This is a genomic window from Caballeronia sp. INDeC2, assembly GCF_023631325.1.
GTDB lineage: Bacteria > Pseudomonadota > Gammaproteobacteria > Burkholderiales > Burkholderiaceae > Caballeronia.
The window spans coordinates 1-18,258 of sequence record NZ_JALQDG010000029.1 but is presented as its reverse complement, the minus strand read 5'-3'; the positions used below and the strand labels follow the sequence as shown (position 1 = coordinate 18,258).

Genomic DNA, 18,258 nt, shown 5'->3' with positions numbered 1-18,258 from the left:
TTCAGAGGTCGAGCACGAGCACCGGCGAGCGCGAACGGGACACGCAGCAGCAGATGACGCTGTTGCTCGCGCGCTCCGCCTTGCTCAGACAATGATCGCGATGCTCGGGCTCGCCGCTCACGACATCGACCATGCAGGTGCCGCAGACGCCTTCTCCACAGGACGTATCGACTTCGATGCCGATCGAAGCAAGCGCATCGACGATGGACGTGGACGCATCGACGCGCACGGTTTGCCCGGTGCTCGCAAGCTGAACATCGAAGCTATCGAGCGATTCGTTCGCCGGGGCTTGCGGCTCGGCCTTGAAGCGTTCGAGATGAATGGCGTCGGCGGGCAGGCGTTTTTGCGCCGTATCGACCACGATTTCCATGAACGGAGCGGGGCCGCACGTATAGACGTGCGCATGCTTGTCGGCGTCGCGCAGACAGCTATCGAGTTCATTAGCCAGAACGTCGCGTTCGATACCGAAATGCAGTTCGACGTGCCGGTCGAACGGCGCACGCGCGAGCAGCGACAGAAATGCCGCATGCGTGCCGCTGCGCGCGAAATAATGCAGCGTGAAGGGCGCATCGATTGCGACGAGACGATACGCCATCGACAGCAGAGGCGTAATGCCGATGCCCGCGCCGATCAGGATATGCTCGCTCGCGCTCGCTTCGAGGCGGAACAAATTGCGCGGCGCGCCGATGGACAACTCGCTGCCGATGGCGACTTCGTCATGCAGCGAACGCGAGCCGCCGCGTGATTGTTCTTCCTTCTTCACCGCGAAGACATGCGAGTCGCGGCAAGCCGGGTCGCCGCACAGCGAGTATTGGCGCGTGATGCCGGATGGACCCGTCACGTCGATATGGGCGCCGGGCTCATATGCATCGAAGGGCAGGCCGTCGAGGCGCGAAACGCTGAACGACCGCACACCGTGGGCTTCTTCGCGCAACGCGTCGACGCGAACTTTGAAGGTTTGAGCTTGCATGATGGTGCCTATCCGATGTGTTGAAGGGGACGATGCATCGAGCGTAGCGCCCCTGTCTGAATAAGCAAAATAGATTGAAAAATACCAGTCACATCAATTTGGCGGATATCTTCATGCTGTCCTAGTGACGCCCGACGCCAAGTTATCGGTAGCGTTCTCCACGTCGAGCGTGACGCGGGCTTCACGCGCTTCACGCCTGAGACTCGCTCGATATTGTTTGCATCCGACATGGAGCAACACGATAGCCAGCACGATCGCCACGGCGTTGATGATGGCCATTGAATTGCCGACCGCCAGTGGCGAGCCGAACACCTTGTCGGTGATGAGCGCGACGAGCGTCGTCCCGAGACCCAGGCCGATCAGATTCGACACGAGCAGGAACATCGCCGAGATCTGCGCCCGCATCTGATTGGGCGCGAGCGCCTGCATGGCGGCGGCGGAGGTCGGTAGCGGGAACGACGCGAAGAACATCGCGACGACGAGCCAAGCGAGCGATGCATTGAGGCCCGCCGTCTGCGTGAACGCGATAGCCGGAACGAGCATGCATGCCGCGCCGATCCATGCCGCGCGCATGGGCGCATCGCTGCGGCCACGGCGCAGCAGCCAGTCGTTGAGCCAGCCGCCGCAGAACACGCCCGTCGTATTGGCGACGAGCATCACGACGCCGAGCATATAACCCGTTTGGACAGGCGTAAGACCAAAGCGGCGCATATAGAACGCGGGCGTCCATCCCATCAGGCAATAGAGGGCCATCGCATAGAACGAGAAGCCGATGTAATGGCAGAAGAACGTCTTGCGATGGCTCGCGATGAAGCGCAGCGCATCGCCCATTGCAACGCGTTTGACCTTGCCCGCGCCGTCTTGCGCGAGCCCTTTGCGCGCTGGATCGCGCACCGTCAACATGAAAACGAATGCGACGAGCAGACCCGGCAATCCGACGATAAAGAACGTCAACTGCCACGCACGCATTTCGCCGATGATCGGCAACGTGAACACGCTCGCGTGCTTGAGCAACGCAATCACATATCCGCCGACGAGAAACGCAATGCCGCCGCCGATGAACGAGCCGAGCGAATAAATGCCGATCGCGCGGCCGATCTTCTCTTTGGGAAAGTAATCCGCGATCATCGAATAGGTTCCGGGCGAGAGCGCGGCTTCGCCCACGCCAACACTCATGCGCGAAGCGAACATATGCACGAAGCTTTGACTCAGCCCGCATGCCGCAGTCGCGACGCTCCACAGTGCGATGCCCGCCGCGATAATGCGCGGGCGCGCGAAACGGTCGGCGAGATATGCGATCGGCATGCCCATCACCGCGTAGAAAAGCGAGAACGCGAATCCATGCAAGAGGCTGAATTGCGTGTCGGTGAGATGCAGGTCGCGTTTGATCGGCTCGATCATAAGCGCGAGCACCTGGCGGTCGATGAACGAGAAAACATACGCCAGCATGCAGATCACGACGACATACCACTCGTATGTATAGCGCTTGCCGCTTGGCTTCATGGTGATTGGGGTATGCATCGTGTGTCTCCGATGATTGCTGATCTATGGACGTGCCCCAAGCATCGCGCGGACGTGCGCCCGCGCGAATGGGAATCGAATGAATGGGGAAAAAGCGTGCTTTAGCTGGCACGCGTCTCGCGCGTGTACTTCAACGTGACGACCGTGACGAGGGCGAGCGCGATGAGAAAGACCGAGACCGGCCAAAACGCGTGATAGCGCGCGAGCAGCGCCGTCGCGATGAGCGGCGAAAGTCCGCCCGCGAAGATCGACGCGACTTCATGGCCCAGCGCGACGCCCGAGTAGCGCACTTCGGTGCTGAAGAGCTCGCCAACGAGCGAGGGCAGCGTGCCGATCATCGCGCCGTGACATACCGCCGTGCCGAGCACGAGCGCGAGCCAGATCAGCGGCGTCGAATGCGTATTGAGCAGCCAGAAGAAGGGGAACGCCATGACTGCGAGCGACACCGCGCCGATCATGTACACCGGCTTGCGGCCGATGCGATCCGAGAGCTTGCCCCACAAAAGCATCGCCGCCATTTCGACGACCATCGCGATCGTCACGCCGGTGAGCATCGTCGAGCTATCGATGCCCGCGTATTTGCCATAGACGAGTGAGAAAGCGAGAAAGATATACGCACCGCCGTTTTCCGCAACACGTAATCCCATCGCCATCAGTATTTCCTTCGGATGGCGCTTGATCACTTCGATAACCGGCATATGAGAAGTCTTGCCCGCGCGATCCGCATTTTCGAAGTCACGGCTCTCGGGCAGGTTATGGCGGATATAGACGCCGAGCGCGAAGATCAGAATGCTCGCGAGAAATGGCAGACGCCAGCCCCATGAAATGAACTGGTCGTGAGGCAATGCCTGCACCGCGAGAAATGCGCCGGAAGAAAGCACGAAGCCGCCGCCCACGCCGAGCTGGCTCCACGCCGCGTAATAGCCGCGCTTTTCGGGCGGTGCGCTCTCGCTGATCATCAATACGCCGCCGCCCCATTCGCCGCCCGAAGCGACGCCCTGCAGCAATCGTAGTGCGACGAGCGCGGCGGGCGCCCATAGCCCCACATGATCATAAGTGGGCAACAAGCCGATGCCGAAGGTCGCGAAGCCCATGATGAGCAGCGTCCATACGAGCGACGCGCGCCGGCCATATCGATCGCCGATATGCCCGAATACGATGCCGCCGAGCGGCCGCGCGACGAAGCCCATCGCGAATGCGGCGAACGCGCCGAGCGTGCCGACGAGCGGATCGGCATTCGCGGGAAAGAACAACTGGCCGAACACGAGCGCGGCCGCAGTGCCGTAGACGAAGAAGTCGTACCACTCCATCGCATTGCCCGCGACGGAAGCGACGACGATCCGGCTAAGCGCGCGGTCCTGCGTTGCAGCGGGTCGGTCCGCGGAAGTCGAGGAGTGAACGGATGACATAGGGGCTCGCTTGGGGAATGAGTGGGGCGTCGAGGCTTTCTAAAGGCTTCGCTTGGCAGGCAGTGTCGATGCGACAGATATCCGCGTCAAATTCGCCGAAAAGGGACTCGGTTATCAGTGAGGCAAATTTCAAACCGCATCAGCGCGCTTTATCGGCGGGTGTGCTTTTGACTGATTTGCCGCGCCGAATGGGTGAACGCAGACTTCGGTCCACGCAATCCATCCCCAACGATTCCACAGAGGACATAGAAGAATGAAACTCACCTCGGGCGCATCGCTCGCATTGCTGGCGGTCGCGAGCGTGGCACACGCGCAAAGCTCGGTCACGATGTACGGCGTCGTCGATGACGGCTTCAACTGGACCTCGAATTCCGGTGGCCATAACCTTTACAACATGTCGAGCGGTGTCATGCAGGCAAGTCGCTGGGGTCTGCGCGGCAAGGAAGATCTCGGCGGCGGTCTCGCTGCGCTGTTCGTGATCGAGAACGGATTCGACCTGAATAACGGCGCGCTCGCGCAGAAGAATCGCGGCAGCACGCAAGGCTTGATGTTCGGACGTCAAGCGTATGTGGGTTTGTCGAGCGCGTATGGCTCGGTGCTCTTCGGGCGTCAATACGATTCGGTGGTCGATTATGTCGGACCGTTCGAGGCCGGCACGCAATGGGGCGGTTATCTCGCCGCGCATCCGGGCGATCTCGACAACATCAACAACGCCTATCGTGTGAACAACGCAATCAAGTATGCGAGCCGGAATTACGGCGGCTTTACGTTCGGCGGTGTGTATAGCTTCGGTGGCATCGCGGGCGACGTATCGCGCAATCAGGTATGGTCGCTCGGCGCGGGTTATGCCAACGGGCCGCTCACGCTCGGTGTCGGCTATCTGAATGCGCGCAATCCGAACGTCGGCTTCTTCGGCGACAACGGCGCGAGCACACCGCCGACGGCAAGCGCGAACTTCATTTCATCGCCTGTGTATAGCGGCTACGCATCGGCGCGAACGTATCAGGTGATCGCAACGGGCGCCGCCTATGCATTCGGCGCGGCCACGGTCGGCGCGACGTATTCGAACGTGCAATTCAGGCATCTCGGCGATAGCGTCGCGTCCGGACCGAATCCGCGTGGCTATAGCGGCAATGCGACTTTCAATAATGTCGAAGTCAATTTCAAATATCAGGCGACGCCTGCGCTGTTGCTGGGCGTTGCGTTCGACTACACGAAGGGCGGCGAGGTCGATTCGGCGAGCGGCACGAATACGGGCGCAAAGTATTATCAGGGATCGATTGGCGCCGACTATTTCCTTTCGAAGAGAACGGATGTGTATCTGATCGGCGTCTATCAGCAAGCGTCGGGTACGGATTCGACCGGGGCGACTGCGGTCGCGGCGATCAATAACCTCACACCATCGACGAGCGATCGTCAAAGCACCGTGCGCGTTGGCATCCGGCACAAGTTCTAAAAGTAATCTCTGAAGTATGCACGAGCGCGCGTTTGCCTACGCATGCGCGCGCCCGTTTTTCAATCGTGCATTCCTAGCATTGCGCAACGGGCGACACACGAGAAGAATCAAAAAGCTTGACGCCAAAAAATCGAAAACATATAAGCAGTCGCATCGATGCCGACGCGAGCAGCAGGAGGAGGGCATGTACGCCAATTACGAAACCTTTGAGGACGCCGACCGCCACGCGCATGCGCTGACAGGTTGGGACCAACGTTATGACCAGGTGGGCGACGGCGCATTTCGCAGCACGGTGAAGCAGGTTTCGGTGGCAGGCGTGCAGGTCTTTCAGGAATCCGCGAACGTTCGCATCGTCCAGCGCGGCCAATTGCCGGCGGGATTCGTCACGTTCGGACTGGTGCTCGGCGGCGGCGCACCGTTCTCGTTTCAGGGCGTGCGTGTCGACGAGAACGCGCTCGTCGTCGCAACTGGCGACAAGGAATTCCTGCTGCATTCGCCGCCCGACATGTCGATGCTTGGCGTTGCCGTCGATACGAGCGTGCTCGCGTCTGCGGCAGATGCGGCCGGCGTGGATATCCAGGACGAGATTCTCAACCGTCACGTGCTGAGCATTCCGAGCGCAGCCGGGGCGCGTGCGGGCAAGCGCATCATCGCCGCGGTCGAGGCGGTGCTGGCAAGCCCCGATCCGTTTTCTTCGGGCGATGGCGCGCATCGTTTCACGCACACCGTGACGGAAAGCATTCTGGATCTGCTCACATTTCATGTGCCGACTCGCGAGGACCGCCTCACGTATGCGTGCCGTGCCGATGTAGTGCGACGCGCTCATGACTTGGTGCTCGCGCGTCCCGAACAGCCGATTTCAGTACTGGATCTGTGCGAAAAGCTGCGCGTGAGCCGGCGCACGATTCAAAACAGCTTCCAATCGGTCACACAGATGAATCCGGTAAGTTATCTGCGAGCGGTGCGTCTTGCGCAAGTGAGACGGCTCCTGACGACGACATCGCAAAGCGAAGTGCCGGTGCGCGAAGCCGCAATGCGCTGGGGATTTTCCAATCTCGGCCACTTCGCGAGCGATTACAAAAGCCTGTTCGGCGAACTTCCCTCGCAAACCCCGCGGGCCCGCTAACTCAGGCGCAGCATAATCCCGTCACGCCGATAGCAAGCCGCATTGCCGCGGTTTGCTATCGGCATTTTCTTTTCCCGATCCGGCTTTTTAAGCGGATTGATCACGCCCAACGCGCGCGTCTCTGTCGGCTCCCTTTCGAATGCTCCATTTCGGCACGCACGCGCTGCCGGTTCCGAAGTGCTCTTTTTTATTGTCATCTTTAGAGTCAATTCGACGATAAACGAGGAGGAGCACAGATGAAGCTGAGACGGTTGGCCACCGCGATGGGGGCCTTGTTCTATGGATTGCTTGCGTGTCAATTGCACGCGGGCGCGGCCGAAAAGCCGGAAGAACTCACGGTAGCGAAAGTGCCGCCTTATGGCCCGCATCGCGTGTTCGTGACGGATGTATCGTTCGCAAGCATGACCGATGCGCGCGTTCATGTCTTCGATGGCGACACGAAACGTTTCGTCGGCGAGATCGATGCCGGCTTCGCGCCGGGGTTCACGATCTCGCCCGATCACAAGACGAGCTATGTCGCGACCACGTATTTCGCGCGTGGCAGCCACGGCGCGCGTACCGATGTTGTCGAGATCATCGATAACACGACGCTCGATGTGACCGGTGAAATCGTGATTCCGGCCAAGCACGGCCAAACGGTGCCGACGCCTTATCTCACGATTCTTTCGGAAGACGGCAGCCGCTTGTATGTGTCGAACATCACGCCGTCGACGTCGGTCACGGTGATCGATACGGCCGCGAAGAAAGTGCTCGGCGAGATCGATACGGATGGCTGCGTGCTCGCCTATCCGAGCGGCAATGACCGATTCTCGGCGCTGTGCGAAAGCGGCAAGGCGCTCACGGTCAAGCTCGATGCCACGGGTAAGGAAGCGAGCCGGAAGCTGTCCGATGCGTTCATGGACGTCGATCACGATCCTGCCTTCGTCAACGCCGTGCACGACGGCAACAAGTATGTGTTCACGACCTTCCACGGCAATGTGCGCACCGCCGACTTCTCGGGCGATGCGCCGGTATTCGGCGCATCGTGGTCCTTGCTGAGCGATCAGGAACGCAAGGCAGGCTGGCGTCCGGGCGGCTTGCAGCAGACTGCGCTGAACACCGCAAGCCATCGCCTTTACGTCGCCATGCACAAGGGCGCGGACGGCTCGCACAAGGACCCGGGCACGGAGATCTGGGTCTACGACACCGAGAGCAAGAAGCGCGTCGCGCGCTGGGATCTTGCGAAGCAGAAGATCGATCCGCTGCTTGCAATACAGGTCAGCACCGACGACAAGCCGCTCTTCTACGGCCTCACGCCGACCTCCGATCTCGTGGTGATGGATGCGACGACGGGCAAGCGTCAGCACGTCGAGAAGCAGCTCGGCACGACGTCGACGTTGCTGCTCAACCCGTAAGGTGACGCGATGATCGATCCCGTCATTCTCATGGTGTGCATCGCGTCCACTACGATCATCGCGCTTGCGAGCGCGGCGCCGAAGTGGCGCGAGCCGTCGCGCTTTCGCACGTCGCTCGAAGCGTTCGCGTTGCTGCCGTCGTTTGCGCTGACGCCTTTGTCGTTCACGTTTCCGGTGCTCGAAGTCGCGAGCGCGATCGGCTTGCTGTTCGCCGATACGCGCGCGCTCAGCGCCATCGTGCTGATCGCGTTGTTCACGCTATTCGGCGCGGCGCTCGCCGTCAACGTGTTGCGTGGTCATACCGATATCGATTGCGGCTGCTCGGGCTTCATCGCCGCACGCGCAACGGAACGCGCGCCGAAGTCGATCGGCTGGTGGCACGTCGCGCGCGCCTTGATGCTCGCAGCGCTCGCAGCCGTCGCACTCGTACCCGCGACTGCACGCGCGCTCATGTGGTTCGACTATCTGAGCGCAGGCGCCTGCACGCTTTTCGCCGTCGCCGCGTGGTTCACGCTCGATGTGCTGCTCGTCAATCTTCCCAAGCTCGATTCTCTGAGGAATTCATGATGCAAACCGCCCTGATGATTTCGGCCGCACTGTCGTGGGCCGCTTTGCTCGCGCTCGGCGCGATCTGTCTCGCACTCGTTCGCCAAGTCGGCATTCTCTATGAACGCATGATGCCCGCGGGCGCACTCATGATCGACAAGGGCCCGGCAGTCGGCGCCATCGCGCCGGTGTTCGAACTGGGCGATATCGCGGGCCGCGCGGTGAAGGTCGGCGGCTTGTCGAACTCGAAGCGCAACACGCTGGTCTTCTTCCTCTCGCCGACATGCCCCGTGTGCAAGAAGCTGCTGCCCTTGCTGCCGTCGATCCAGGCGCGCGAAGGCGCAACCGACATCGTGCTCGCAAGCGATGGCGAATTCGAAGAGCACGCCGCGTTCTATCGCAAGGCGGGTCTTTCGCAATACCCGTATGTGCTGTCTCAGGAACTGGGCCTTTCTTACCAGATCGGCAAGCTCCCTTATGCCGTATTGCTCGATGAAGAAGGCAAGGTCCGTGCGAAGGGCCTGGTGAATACGCGTGAGCATCTGGAAAGCCTGTTCGAAGCGAAGGAACGCGGTGTCGCTTCGCTGCAGGAATTCGTGCACGGCAAGCACGGCGATCACGCCCATCACGAACATGAAGGTCAAGTCGGGCAGCACGCCTGAAGACGCCGATAAATCATTCATTCCTACAGGTGAGCGTCCATGAAATGGCTGGATTCATTCTTCGAACATAAGGCGCGCGGCGTCGCGCAGCGCAGCTCGCGGCGCAGTGCAATGGCGAAGCTCGGCAAGGTTCTGGTCGGATCGGCGATGGTGCCGCTATTGCCGGTGGATCGCACCGCGTATGCGACGGAGCCGAAGAAGCCGGGCGCATCGGCGAGCGACGATCCGACGAGCTGCGACTACTGGAAGTATTGCGCGATCGACGGCTGGCTTTGCAGTTGCTGCGGCGGCACCTCGAGCAGTTGTCCGCCTGGCACGACCCCTTCGCCGATCACGTGGATCGGCACATGCCGCAATCCGCACGATGGCTCGGACTACATCGTGTCGTACAACGACTGCTGCGGCAAGACGAGTTGCGGACGTTGCTTCTGCAATCGCAATGAACGCGAGAAGCCGCTTTACAAGTTATCGCTCAATAACGATATCAACTGGTGCATGGCGAACGGCAATTCGAATTACCACTGCTCGGTATCTGTACTGTTGGGAGCGGCAACGCAATGAAGACGGCACGCGTTTTGACGGCCGCGCTCGCAGTCGGCGCGATGGGTCTTGCATCTCAGGCGTTCGCGCAAACGGTGCATTATCCCGGCGGCAAATCGACATTCGACGGCAAGTGCGCCGTCTGCCATCAGGCGGGCGGCAAGGGCATGGACGGGCTCGCGCCGCCGCTCGTCGAATATCCCGGCAAATATGCAGGCGCGCCCGATGGCCGCGCGCAATTAGGGCATACCGTGCTATATGGCATGTTCGGCCCGATCAAGGTCAAGGAGAAGAACTACAACTTCAAGATGCCGAGTTTCGCATCTCTCTCCGATGAAGAGATCGCCGACGTGCTCAACTACGTCGTGTTCGATCTGAACGCGCAGCATGGTTCGGCCAAGCCCTTCGATGTCGCCGAGGTGAAGGCATGGCGCGCGGGGCCGCTCGATCAGACCGCCGTGCATCAGCATCGCGAAGCTGTCGTAAAGGGCCTCGGGCTATGAAGCTGCGCGCGGTCCTCGCCGCTGCGATTGCGGCCGCGCTCGTCATGCCGGCGGCATTGCAGGCACAGGCGCAGGCATACGATGCGGCGCGCGCGCGTCAGGACTGGGTGCTCAATTGCATGGGATGTCACACCGCCGATGGCTCCGGCATCCCCGGCAAAGTGCCCGCGTTGCGTAACTCGCTCGGTCATTTCGTCTCGTTGCCCGAGGGCCGTCGGTTCGTAATGCGCGTGCCGGGCGCGGCCAATTCCGCGTTGAGCGATGCGAAACTCGCGAACGTCCTGAACTGGTTGCTCGCGACGATGAACGAGCAATCGCGGCCTGCGTCGTTCAAGCCTTATACGGCGGAAGAAATCGCTGCGCATCGGCGCCCCGCGCTCACCGATGTTGCGCGCACGCGCATGAAGCTCGTGAAGGAATTGCAGGAGAACGGCGTCGACGCCGTCCCCGAACATTACTAGGAGACAACCTGATGAATAACAGCCAGCATCACGCGATGCTCGATTCGACGCGCGCATTCATCGCATCGGCGAAGAAAATGTTGATCGACGGCGCATGGGTGAACAGCGCAAGCGGCGCGACGCTCGACGTGATCGATCCAGCCGACGGCGAACTGCTCGCACGCGTGCCGAGCGCCGACGAAACCGATGTGGATCGCGCGGTGCTTGCCGCACGCCGCGCATTCGACGACTCCGCGTGGTCGCGCATGAAGCCGACCGACCGCGAACGACTGTTGTTGCGCGTCGCCGATCTGATCGAAGCGAATGCACGCGAGCTTGCGGAAATCGAATCGCTCGACAACGGCAAGCCGGTGACGGTGGCGCTTGGACTCGATGTGTCGATGGCCGCGCAATGCTTTCGCTATATGGCCGGATGGGCGACGAAGATCGAAGGCAGCACGCTCGAAGCATCGATTCCGTATAGCCCGTCGAATGATTTCTTCGGCTATACGCGCAAGGAAGCGGTGGGTGTCGTCGGCGCGATCATTCCGTGGAATTTCCCTTTGCTGATGGCCTCGTGGAAGCTGGCGCCCGCGCTCGCGACGGGTTGCACCGTCGTGCTGAAACCCGCGGAAGACACGCCGCTGTCCGCACTTCGGCTCGCAATGCTGATCGAAGAAGCGGGCATTGAAAAGGGCGTCGTGAATGTGGTCACGGGCCTCGGCCGCACGGCGGGCGCAGCGCTCGCGCGTCATCCCGGCATCGACAAGATCGCGTTCACGGGTTCGACGCCGACCGGCAAGGCAATCGGTCACGCGGCCCTCGACAACATGACGCGCATGTCGCTCGAACTTGGCGGCAAGTCGCCGGTGATCGTGTTGCCGGATGTCGATATCGACAAGGCGGCGGAAGGCGTCGCCAATGCGATCTTCTTCAACTCGGGACAAGTGTGTACCGCGGGTTCGCGCGTCTATGTGCACGAGAAAGTATTCGATCGCGTGATGGAGCGCGTGGCGGCCATCGCTCAATCTTTGCCCATGGGGCCAGGCCTCGATGCATCGACGCAGATTGGCCCGCTCGTCTCGGCGCGGCAGATGGATCGCGTGCTGGGCTATATCGAAGCGGGACGCGGTGAAGGCGCGCGTGCGATCGCAGGTGGTGCTCGCAAGGAAGGCGCGGGTTTCTTCGTGAAGCCGACGGTGCTCGTCGACACGGATCATTCGATGAAAGTAGTGCGCGAGGAAATCTTCGGGCCGGTGCTCGTCGCGATGCCGTTCAGTGATATCGATAGCGTCGTCGCGAAAGCGAACGACACACCGTATGGACTCGGCGCGAGCATCTGGTCGAACAACCTCTCGGCGATTCACAAGCTCGTGCCGCGCATCAAGGCGGGCACGGTGTGGGTCAATTGCCATTCGCTGCTCGATAACGCGATGCCTTTCGGCGGCTTCAAGCAATCGGGTTTCGGGCGCGAGCTCGGACGCGCGGTGATCGACATGTACACCGAAACCAAGTCGGTGCTGATCAATTACGCGTGAGGACGCTCGCATGACAACTAAAACGATCGCGCGGCAGCTCGTTTCGACGGCCGCGCTCGCCGTGTGCGCGAGCGCATCGGCGCAAAGCAACGTGACGCTATACGGAACCGTCGATGCCGGATTGACCTACATTACCAATCAGCAAGTCACCAACGCCGACGGCAGCGTCGGCTCGGGGCATAACTTCGCTTTCTCGGGCGGCAATCTCGTGCCTTCTCGCTTCGGCCTGCTCGGCGTGGAAGATCTGGGCGGCGGCTTACAAGCGAAGTTCAACGTGGAGAATAGCTTCTATACGGGAACCGGAAGCCTGGTTCAGGGCGGGGCGCTGTTCAACCGTCAGGCTTGGGTGGGTCTTGCACACGAGCAATTCGGCACGTTGTCGCTCGGGCGTCAATACGATTCGTATTCGGATTTCCTCGGGCCCTACGTATCGAGCAATTCATGGGCGACGCTTTACGGATCGCATATCGGCGACGTCGATAACCTCAACGAAGCATTCAACTTCAACAACGCGATCAAGTACACGAGCCCCGACTGGAACGGTTTCTCCGTAGGCGGCACGTATAGTCTGGGCGGTGTTGCCGGCGACTTCGGGCAACGGCGCGGCTATTCGTTCGCGGCAGCTTATACGCGCTTGCCGGTATCGATCAGCGCGGGTTATCTGAACCTGCATAATCCGCTCGATGCGGCTTTGGGCGGCACGAACGGCTATATCGGCGACTTTGCGTGCTCCAATCCGTCGGCGCTTTATTGCCAGTTGCAGAATGCGGAAGCGCTGAAGGCGTATGGCGCGGGCGCATCTTATGCGATCGGACCCGCGACCATCGCGCTGACCTATACGCATAGCCGCCTGGAGCATAGCCAGTACTTCGCCGATAGCGCCGATCCGCAAGGTCGCAACATCGCGTTCGATATCGGCGAAGTGAATCTGACTTATGCGGTCACGCCGTTCTTGCAACTGGGGCTCGCGTATATCTATAACAATGCGAAACCCGATGGCGGTTCATCGACGCGCTTTCATCAGTTGAACCTCGGCGCGAATTACGCGCTTTCAAAGCGCACCGCGTTGTATGGCGTCGCGATCATGCAGAAGGCGGTGGGCGCAGGACTCGGCATCGAGCCCGCGACGGGCGGACCCGCGAATTACGCGCAGATTCCGAATCTGCCCAACTCGAACAGCGATAGACAACTCTCCGTGACGCTCGGCATAAGGCACAACTTCTAAGCATTTCCGAGGGCGTGCATTCACCCGGCCGGGATGATCCCCGCCGGGCTTTTTTCGCTTGCGTCCTTGCTTGATGAAATCAATCTTATGGATGCGCATCCGCATATATGATTGATTTGACCGATATAAGCGCGTCGTTTAATTTCGTTGCGAGTCAAACGAAACGGAGACGCCAGTCGTGTCATTCCCCTTCATCGGCATCGAGAAGATCGAAACGATGCTCGTCGATGTGCCGACGATTCGCCCGCACCGCTTGTCGGTCGCGACCATGAATTGCCAGACGCTCGTGATCGTGCGCGTGACGTGCACCGACGGCATCGTCGGATGCGGCGAAGGCACGACGATCGGCGGACTCGCGTATGGCGAGGAAAGTCCCGAAAGCATCAAGGCCAATATCGATACCTATTTCGCGCCCTTGCTCAAAGGAATGGATGCGAGCCGCCCGGGCACTGCGATGGCCAAGCTGCGCGAGCTTTTTCAAGGCAACCGTTTTGCGAAGTGCGCGGTAGAAACCGCGCTCTTCGATGCGCAGGCGCAGCGCCTGAACGTGCCTTTGTCGGAGCTATTCGGCGGGCGTGTGACGGATCGCATCGATGTCGCGTGGACGCTCGCGAGCGGCGATACGGCGCGCGATATCGACGAAGCAGAGCAGATGCTCGAGCGACGCCGGCATCGCGTGTTCAAGCTGAAGATCGGCGCACGCGCGCTCGCCGATGACGTGGCGCATGTCGTCGCGATCAAACAGGCGCTCGGCGATCGCGGCGAAGTGCGGGTCGATGTCAATCAGGCATGGAGCGTGAGCGACACCGTGTGGGCCGCAAGGCGTTTCGCGGATGCGGGCGTCGGTCTTATCGAGCAGCCGATCATCGCGAACGATCACGCTGGGCTCAAACGACTCACGAATCTTGCCCATGTGCCCATCATGGCCGACGAAGCGCTGCATGGCCCGGCCGACGCCTTTGCACTTGCCAGCACTCGCGCGGCCAATGTGTTCGCCGTGAAGATCGCGCAATCGGGTGGACTGACGGGCGCGGCGAGCGTCGCGGCGATCGCGCGGTCCGCGAACATCGACCTTTATGGCGGCACGATGCTCGAAGGCGCGATCGGCACGATCGCATCCGCGCAGCTATTCAGCACCTTCGGTGAACTGCGCTGGGGCACCGAGCTGTTCGGGCCGCTATTACTCACGGAAGACATCCTCGTCGAGCCCTTGCGCTATGAGAACTTTGCACTGCATTTGCCGCAAGGGCCGGGACTCGGCATCGCTCTCGACTGGGAGCGCATCGAACGCCTGCGTCGCTATTCGAAACGCGGCGCGTTCATAGCAATGGTTTGATCATCGCAGCCCCCCACACATACGGACTCACGGAGACATCGAAATGAACAGAGCAAGCATCGACGCGCTGCTGCAAAAGATCAACGACAGCGCCACGAACGAAGGTAACGCACGCACGAAAAGGATCGTGAACCGCATCGTGCGCGATCTTTTCTATACGATCGAAGACCTCGACGTCACGCCGGGCGAGTTCTGGGCCGCATTGAACTATCTCGGCGAAACCGGACAGAGCGGTGAGTTCGGCCTGCTCGCCGCGGGCCTCGGCTTCGAGCATTTCCTCGATGCGCGTCTCGACGAAATGGAAGCGAAGGCCGGTCTCGAAGGCGGCACGCCGCGCACTATCGAAGGGCCGCTTTATGTATCGGGCGCGCCGGAATCCGTGGGACATGCGCGACTCGACGACGGCACGAGCCTCGGGGAAACGCTGGTGATGCGCGGCCGCGTGTTGACGAAGGACGGCGCGCCGCTCGCGAACGCGTTGGTCGAAGTGTGGCACGCCAATCATCTCGGCAATTACTCGTACTTCGACAAGTCGCAGTCCGCGTTCAATCTGCGCCGCTCTATTCGCACCGATGGCGGAGGCAAATACGCATTCACGAGCGTCGTGCCGGTGGGTTATAGCGTGCCGCCCGGCGGCAAGACACAGCAGTTGCTCGATCAACTCGGGCGGCATGGTCATCGTCCCGCGCACATTCACTTCTTCGTGTCGGCGCAGGGTTATCGCAAGCTGACGACGCAGATCAATATCGACGGCGATCCGTATCTGTGGGACGACTTCGCTTTCGCGACGCGCGATGGACTCGTGCCCGAAGTCAAGAAAGCCGAAGGAGCCGAAGGCAAGCCGTATGGTGTGGAAGGGCGCTTCGCGCTCATCGACTTCGACTTCACGCTGTGCCGCGAGCGCGATGATGTGCCGGGCACGGAAGTCGAGCGCGTGCGCGCTGCGGTCTGAACGCACTCGTGTGTGATCGCTCTGCCGGCGACGGCGGAGCATCGAATGAATATTGGAGCGAACATGCTGTTTCACGTCGAGATGACGGTCAATCTTCCGCACGACATGACGCCCGCGCGTGCGGACGAACTCAAGGCGCAAGAGAAGGATATGGCGCAGCGACTGCAGCGCGAAGGCGTATGGCGGCATCTATGGCGCATCGCGGGACGCTATGCGAACGTGAGCATCTTCGATGTCGAAAGTCCCGCGCATCTGCATGACGTGCTGAGTCGTCTGCCGCTGTTTCCGTATATGTCGATGGAAGTTATGGCGCTGTGCAGGCATGCGTCCTCGGTGCGGGAAGGCGACGCGTGAGCCTGCGATCGTTGATACGATTGCAGCATGAACAACGAACGCGATGTAGATATCGACCTCTTCGGCATCGATGGCTGCAAGGCGGGATGGCTCGTCGTCAGGCAATGCGGGCGTAGCGGCGAAATCACGACGAACGTCGTCAGCCGCTTCGAAGACTTGCTCGAATGGGAGCGGGCGCATGCGATCGTGGCCGTCGATATTCCAGTCGGATTGGCTGCGGATGGCACACGCGCATGCGACACGCTCGCCCGCAAGCTGCTCGGGCGTCCTCGTGGAAGCTCGGTGTTTTCGCCGCCGACGCGTGCGGCATTGGCCGCATCGACCTATGACGAAGCATGCGACATCAATCAGGCCGCATCGGGAAAGCGCATGTCGATTCAAGCCTTTCACATTCGCGGCAAGATCGCCGAGGTCGATCACGTGCTGCGTGCGCGCGCGAGCGCAACGGCGCGCGTCTTCGAAGTGCATCCCGAGTTGAGCTTCATGCATTTGCGGATGGAGCAGGGCGGACCGGCGCACGGCCTGCGGGAAAGCAAGGCACACGCGTCGGGATTCGCGATGCGTCACGCGTTGCTCGTGCGGTGCTTCGGCAGCGCAATCGATACGGCGCTGGCCGCGCGCAAATGCGCGCAGGCGTCGCGGGACGACGTGCTCGACGCCTTCGCCGTGCTATGGAGCGCACGCCGCATCGCGTCGGGTAAGGCGTTTCATCTGCCCGACGAAATCGAAACCGACGCGGCGGGCATTCCGATGACGATCTACTGCTGAGCGCCGGCCGTTCGATAGTGCGTCACGTGAAGCGCTTTGATGCGTTCGGCGAATTCGTCGACGGGACCATCTACGATGGTGTCGTCGATAACTTCCTGTATCGACGGCGGACGCACACGTCCTGGCTTCGCGCCGAGTTCGGCACGCCAGCGCGTGAACTGCGCGCTCGACGCCGCATAGACGATGCGCCCCAGCCCGACCCACGCATGCGCCGCCGCGCACATCGCGCAATGCTCGCCGGATGTGTACACGACCGCATCCTTGCGCTCGGCTTCCGGCACGTTCTGCGCGGCCCATTTCGCGATTGCGAATTCCGGGTGCTGCGTTTGATCGCCGCCGCTCACGCGATTGCGGTCTTCGAAAAGTACGCGCCCGTCCTTCGCGACGAGCATCGAACCAAAGGGCTCGTCGCCATCGTCGAGCGCTTCCTGCGCTAGTTCGATGCAGCGGATCAGGTGCTTTTTATCGGTATCGTCGATCATCCGTGCCTCCTTGTTTGACTGCACGATTGCGATGCTAACGGACTGTCCGATGCAACTGATAGCTTTCCGGTTAGAAAGCCTGGAAACGAGCTACGACGGCGGGCAGTGCGGTATAAAATCGGGGTGTACTACTCTCGCGCTCGAATGCGCTCGCCGCCATGGAAACTCCTTCGGGCAAAGAAGCCTCCCGCAAGCGGATGTCGCCCCGCATGCTCAATGTGTTGACGGCGCTCATCGGCATCGCCACGCTGGCGCTCGGCGTGGCATGGCTGATCTATACCTGGATCGTCCATCTGGAGATCCCGTATTTCGCCATTCCGCTCGTGCTCACCGTGCCGGTGATCGTCGCGGTGGCGTTCCGGAATTGCTGGGACTGACGCACCGCTCAATCGCGGTTGCTGGCTGAAAGCTGCGCGAAAATGAAAACGCACCGCGGCGATATGAATCGCCGCGGTGCGCTTGAGTGTCGTTGGTAGGCTCGATTGGACTCGAACCAACGACCCCCACCATGTCAAGGTGGTGCTCTAACCAGCTGAGCTACGAGCCTACGGAAGCCGCGAATTATAGGGGAAAGTTTCGCGGTGTGGGGATTTTTAGGCGAAAAATTTTGAGTGGGATTTTTGGGGCGTTGATCCGACACGATGACGAATGTTTGATACACACCGGTGGCGGGACGGCGGCTTCGTACTTCCACATTCGCGGCAGCGAAGAGTCGGCGGCGGCATGAGGTCATATCGGAGGTGAATCCGATGTCAGTATCGATGGAAAGTATGGATGACTGACGTTTGTCGGCATCCATCGACCCATTTGGCATGAGCGGGTCGGGTCTCCTTGCACTGGATCGAGTGGTACGGTTCAGGTCTGTCTCGTTCGCTTGTCGGTTAGGATCTGTTAGTTTACATAACATAAATTAGCGAAGTTTTACATTGTTGCGGCTTTATCCTAATGTCGTGTTCTGGCTATTTACAGATGTCGGGTTTTTAACCGGTGGCAAGCTGGCGACTGTTCGTCAGCGGGAGTCCGCCATGTCACCGAA

General features: G+C 60.7%; 19 protein-coding genes and 1 tRNA gene. 15 read left to right on the top strand and 5 right to left on the bottom strand.

Going from position 1 to position 18,258, the window contains the following annotated elements:
• Position 1: 1 nt before the first annotated feature.
• From NCS28_RS18090 to NCS28_RS18080, 3 genes are all read right to left on the bottom strand, one after another.
• Positions 2-970, bottom strand: a complete 969-nt coding sequence (locus tag NCS28_RS18090; RefSeq protein ID WP_250515135.1) for a PDR/VanB family oxidoreductase — start codon at positions 968-970, stop codon at positions 2-4.
• Positions 971-1,081: 111 nt separating this feature from the next.
• A complete protein-coding gene (locus NCS28_RS18085) occupies positions 1,082-2,491 on the bottom strand; it encodes a spinster family MFS transporter (RefSeq protein ID WP_250515134.1) in 1,410 nt (469 codons plus the stop codon).
• 101 nt (positions 2,492-2,592) lie between these two features.
• Positions 2,593-3,900, bottom strand: a complete 1,308-nt coding sequence (locus tag NCS28_RS18080; protein WP_250515133.1) for an MFS transporter — start codon at positions 3,898-3,900, stop codon at positions 2,593-2,595.
• A gap of 253 nt (positions 3,901-4,153) precedes the next feature.
• On the opposite strand from NCS28_RS18080, the gene NCS28_RS18075 reads away from it, so the two are divergent.
• The 14 genes from NCS28_RS18075 to NCS28_RS18010 all read left to right on the top strand — a co-directional run bounded on the left by NCS28_RS18075 (position 4,154) and on the right by NCS28_RS18010 (position 16,740).
• Positions 4,154-5,356, top strand: coding sequence for a porin (locus NCS28_RS18075; RefSeq protein WP_250515132.1), 1,203 nt, complete (start codon positions 4,154-4,156; stop codon positions 5,354-5,356).
• A 184-nt stretch (positions 5,357-5,540) separates the two neighbouring features.
• Positions 5,541-6,482, top strand: coding sequence for a helix-turn-helix domain-containing protein (locus NCS28_RS18070; RefSeq protein ID WP_250515131.1), 942 nt, complete (start codon positions 5,541-5,543; stop codon positions 6,480-6,482).
• A 263-nt stretch (positions 6,483-6,745) separates the two neighbouring features.
• Positions 6,746-7,876, top strand: a complete 1,131-nt coding sequence (locus tag NCS28_RS18065) for an amine dehydrogenase large subunit (RefSeq protein ID WP_250515198.1) — start codon at positions 6,746-6,748, stop codon at positions 7,874-7,876.
• Positions 7,877-7,885: 9 nt separating this feature from the next.
• Entirely contained in the window at positions 7,886-8,443 is a 558-nt protein-coding gene (locus NCS28_RS18060; protein ID WP_250515130.1) for a MauE/DoxX family redox-associated membrane protein, read from the top strand.
• The gene (gene mauD, locus NCS28_RS18055; RefSeq protein ID WP_250515129.1) at positions 8,440-9,084 is read left to right on the top strand and encodes a methylamine dehydrogenase accessory protein MauD; all 645 of its coding nucleotides are present in this window, start codon (positions 8,440-8,442) and stop codon (positions 9,082-9,084) included. The genes NCS28_RS18060 and mauD overlap by 4 nt, the downstream gene beginning before the upstream one ends.
• Before the next feature lie 39 nt (positions 9,085-9,123).
• Positions 9,124-9,645, top strand: a complete 522-nt coding sequence (locus NCS28_RS18050) for a methylamine dehydrogenase light chain (protein ID WP_035501898.1) — start codon at positions 9,124-9,126, stop codon at positions 9,643-9,645.
• Entirely contained in the window at positions 9,642-10,127 is a 486-nt protein-coding gene (locus tag NCS28_RS18045; protein WP_502801205.1) for a c-type cytochrome, read from the top strand. The genes NCS28_RS18050 and NCS28_RS18045 overlap by 4 nt, the downstream gene beginning before the upstream one ends.
• Positions 10,124-10,588: a c-type cytochrome gene (locus NCS28_RS18040; protein WP_250515128.1), complete on the top strand. Its 465-nt coding sequence runs from the start codon at positions 10,124-10,126 to the stop codon at positions 10,586-10,588. The genes NCS28_RS18045 and NCS28_RS18040 overlap by 4 nt, the downstream gene beginning before the upstream one ends.
• Positions 10,589-10,599: 11 nt before the next feature.
• Positions 10,600-12,105: an aldehyde dehydrogenase family protein gene (locus tag NCS28_RS18035; protein ID WP_250515127.1), complete on the top strand. Its 1,506-nt coding sequence runs from the start codon at positions 10,600-10,602 to the stop codon at positions 12,103-12,105.
• Between the two features lie 10 nt (positions 12,106-12,115).
• Entirely contained in the window at positions 12,116-13,330 is a 1,215-nt protein-coding gene (locus tag NCS28_RS18030) for a porin (RefSeq protein WP_250515126.1), read from the top strand.
• Between the two features lie 178 nt (positions 13,331-13,508).
• Positions 13,509-14,666, top strand: coding sequence for a muconate/chloromuconate family cycloisomerase (locus NCS28_RS18025; RefSeq protein WP_350029802.1), 1,158 nt, complete (start codon positions 13,509-13,511; stop codon positions 14,664-14,666).
• 43 nt (positions 14,667-14,709) lie between these two features.
• Complete coding sequence (gene catA / locus NCS28_RS18020) at positions 14,710-15,618, top strand: catechol 1,2-dioxygenase (RefSeq protein ID WP_250515125.1); 909 nt, start codon at positions 14,710-14,712, stop codon at positions 15,616-15,618.
• Between the two features lie 63 nt (positions 15,619-15,681).
• A complete protein-coding gene (catC, locus tag NCS28_RS18015; protein ID WP_250515195.1) occupies positions 15,682-15,972 on the top strand; it encodes a muconolactone Delta-isomerase in 291 nt (96 codons plus the stop codon).
• Between the two features lie 27 nt (positions 15,973-15,999).
• Positions 16,000-16,740, top strand: a complete 741-nt coding sequence (locus NCS28_RS18010) for a DUF429 domain-containing protein (protein WP_250515124.1) — start codon at positions 16,000-16,002, stop codon at positions 16,738-16,740.
• Here the strand turns inward: NCS28_RS18010 and NCS28_RS18005 are convergent.
• Positions 16,731-17,222 (bottom strand): deaminase, encoded by a 492-nt coding sequence (locus tag NCS28_RS18005; protein ID WP_250515123.1) that lies wholly within the window; start codon positions 17,220-17,222, stop codon positions 16,731-16,733. The two genes, NCS28_RS18010 and NCS28_RS18005, sit on opposite strands and share 10 nt — an antisense overlap.
• Before the next feature lie 158 nt (positions 17,223-17,380).
• Between NCS28_RS18005 and NCS28_RS18000 the strand changes: the two genes are divergently transcribed.
• Positions 17,381-17,599, top strand: a complete 219-nt coding sequence (locus NCS28_RS18000) for a hypothetical protein (protein WP_061115812.1) — start codon at positions 17,381-17,383, stop codon at positions 17,597-17,599.
• Positions 17,600-17,692: 93 nt separating this feature from the next.
• Here NCS28_RS18000 and NCS28_RS17995 read toward each other — a convergent pair.
• Positions 17,693-17,769: transfer RNA gene (locus NCS28_RS17995), tRNA-Val, on the bottom strand.
• Positions 17,770-18,258 lie beyond the last annotated feature (489 nt).

Excerpts from the sequence above, each read along its gene's own strand:
- NCS28_RS18045 (WP_502801205.1), top strand. The coding sequence starts at position 9,642 with ATGAAGACGGCACGCGTTTTGACGGCCGCGCTCGCAGTCGGCGCGATG.
- NCS28_RS18075 (WP_250515132.1), top strand. The coding sequence starts at position 4,154 with ATGAAACTCACCTCGGGCGCATCGCTCGCATTGCTGGCGGTCGCGAGC.
- NCS28_RS18065 (WP_250515198.1), top strand. The coding sequence starts at position 6,746 with ATGGGGGCCTTGTTCTATGGATTGCTTGCGTGTCAATTGCACGCGGGC.
- NCS28_RS18085 (WP_250515134.1), bottom strand. The coding sequence starts at position 2,491 with ATGCATACCCCAATCACCATGAAGCCAAGCGGCAAGCGCTATACATAC.
- NCS28_RS18080 (WP_250515133.1), bottom strand. The coding sequence starts at position 3,900 with ATGTCATCCGTTCACTCCTCGACTTCCGCGGACCGACCCGCTGCAACG.
- NCS28_RS18000 (WP_061115812.1), top strand. The coding sequence starts at position 17,381 with ATGGAAACTCCTTCGGGCAAAGAAGCCTCCCGCAAGCGGATGTCGCCC.
- NCS28_RS18030 (WP_250515126.1), top strand. The coding sequence starts at position 12,116 with ATGACAACTAAAACGATCGCGCGGCAGCTCGTTTCGACGGCCGCGCTC.
- NCS28_RS18040 (WP_250515128.1), top strand. The coding sequence starts at position 10,124 with ATGAAGCTGCGCGCGGTCCTCGCCGCTGCGATTGCGGCCGCGCTCGTC.
- NCS28_RS18035 (WP_250515127.1), top strand. The coding sequence starts at position 10,600 with ATGAATAACAGCCAGCATCACGCGATGCTCGATTCGACGCGCGCATTC.
- catA (WP_250515125.1), top strand. The coding sequence starts at position 14,710 with ATGAACAGAGCAAGCATCGACGCGCTGCTGCAAAAGATCAACGACAGC.
- NCS28_RS18060 (WP_250515130.1), top strand. The coding sequence starts at position 7,886 with ATGATCGATCCCGTCATTCTCATGGTGTGCATCGCGTCCACTACGATC.
- catC (WP_250515195.1), top strand. The coding sequence starts at position 15,682 with ATGCTGTTTCACGTCGAGATGACGGTCAATCTTCCGCACGACATGACG.
- NCS28_RS18050 (WP_035501898.1), top strand. The coding sequence starts at position 9,124 with ATGAAATGGCTGGATTCATTCTTCGAACATAAGGCGCGCGGCGTCGCG.
- NCS28_RS18090 (WP_250515135.1), bottom strand. The coding sequence starts at position 970 with ATGCAAGCTCAAACCTTCAAAGTTCGCGTCGACGCGTTGCGCGAAGAA.
- NCS28_RS18005 (WP_250515123.1), bottom strand. The coding sequence starts at position 17,222 with ATGATCGACGATACCGATAAAAAGCACCTGATCCGCTGCATCGAACTA.
- mauD (WP_250515129.1), top strand. The coding sequence starts at position 8,440 with ATGATGCAAACCGCCCTGATGATTTCGGCCGCACTGTCGTGGGCCGCT.
- NCS28_RS18010 (WP_250515124.1), top strand. The coding sequence starts at position 16,000 with ATGAACAACGAACGCGATGTAGATATCGACCTCTTCGGCATCGATGGC.
- NCS28_RS18070 (WP_250515131.1), top strand. The coding sequence starts at position 5,541 with ATGTACGCCAATTACGAAACCTTTGAGGACGCCGACCGCCACGCGCAT.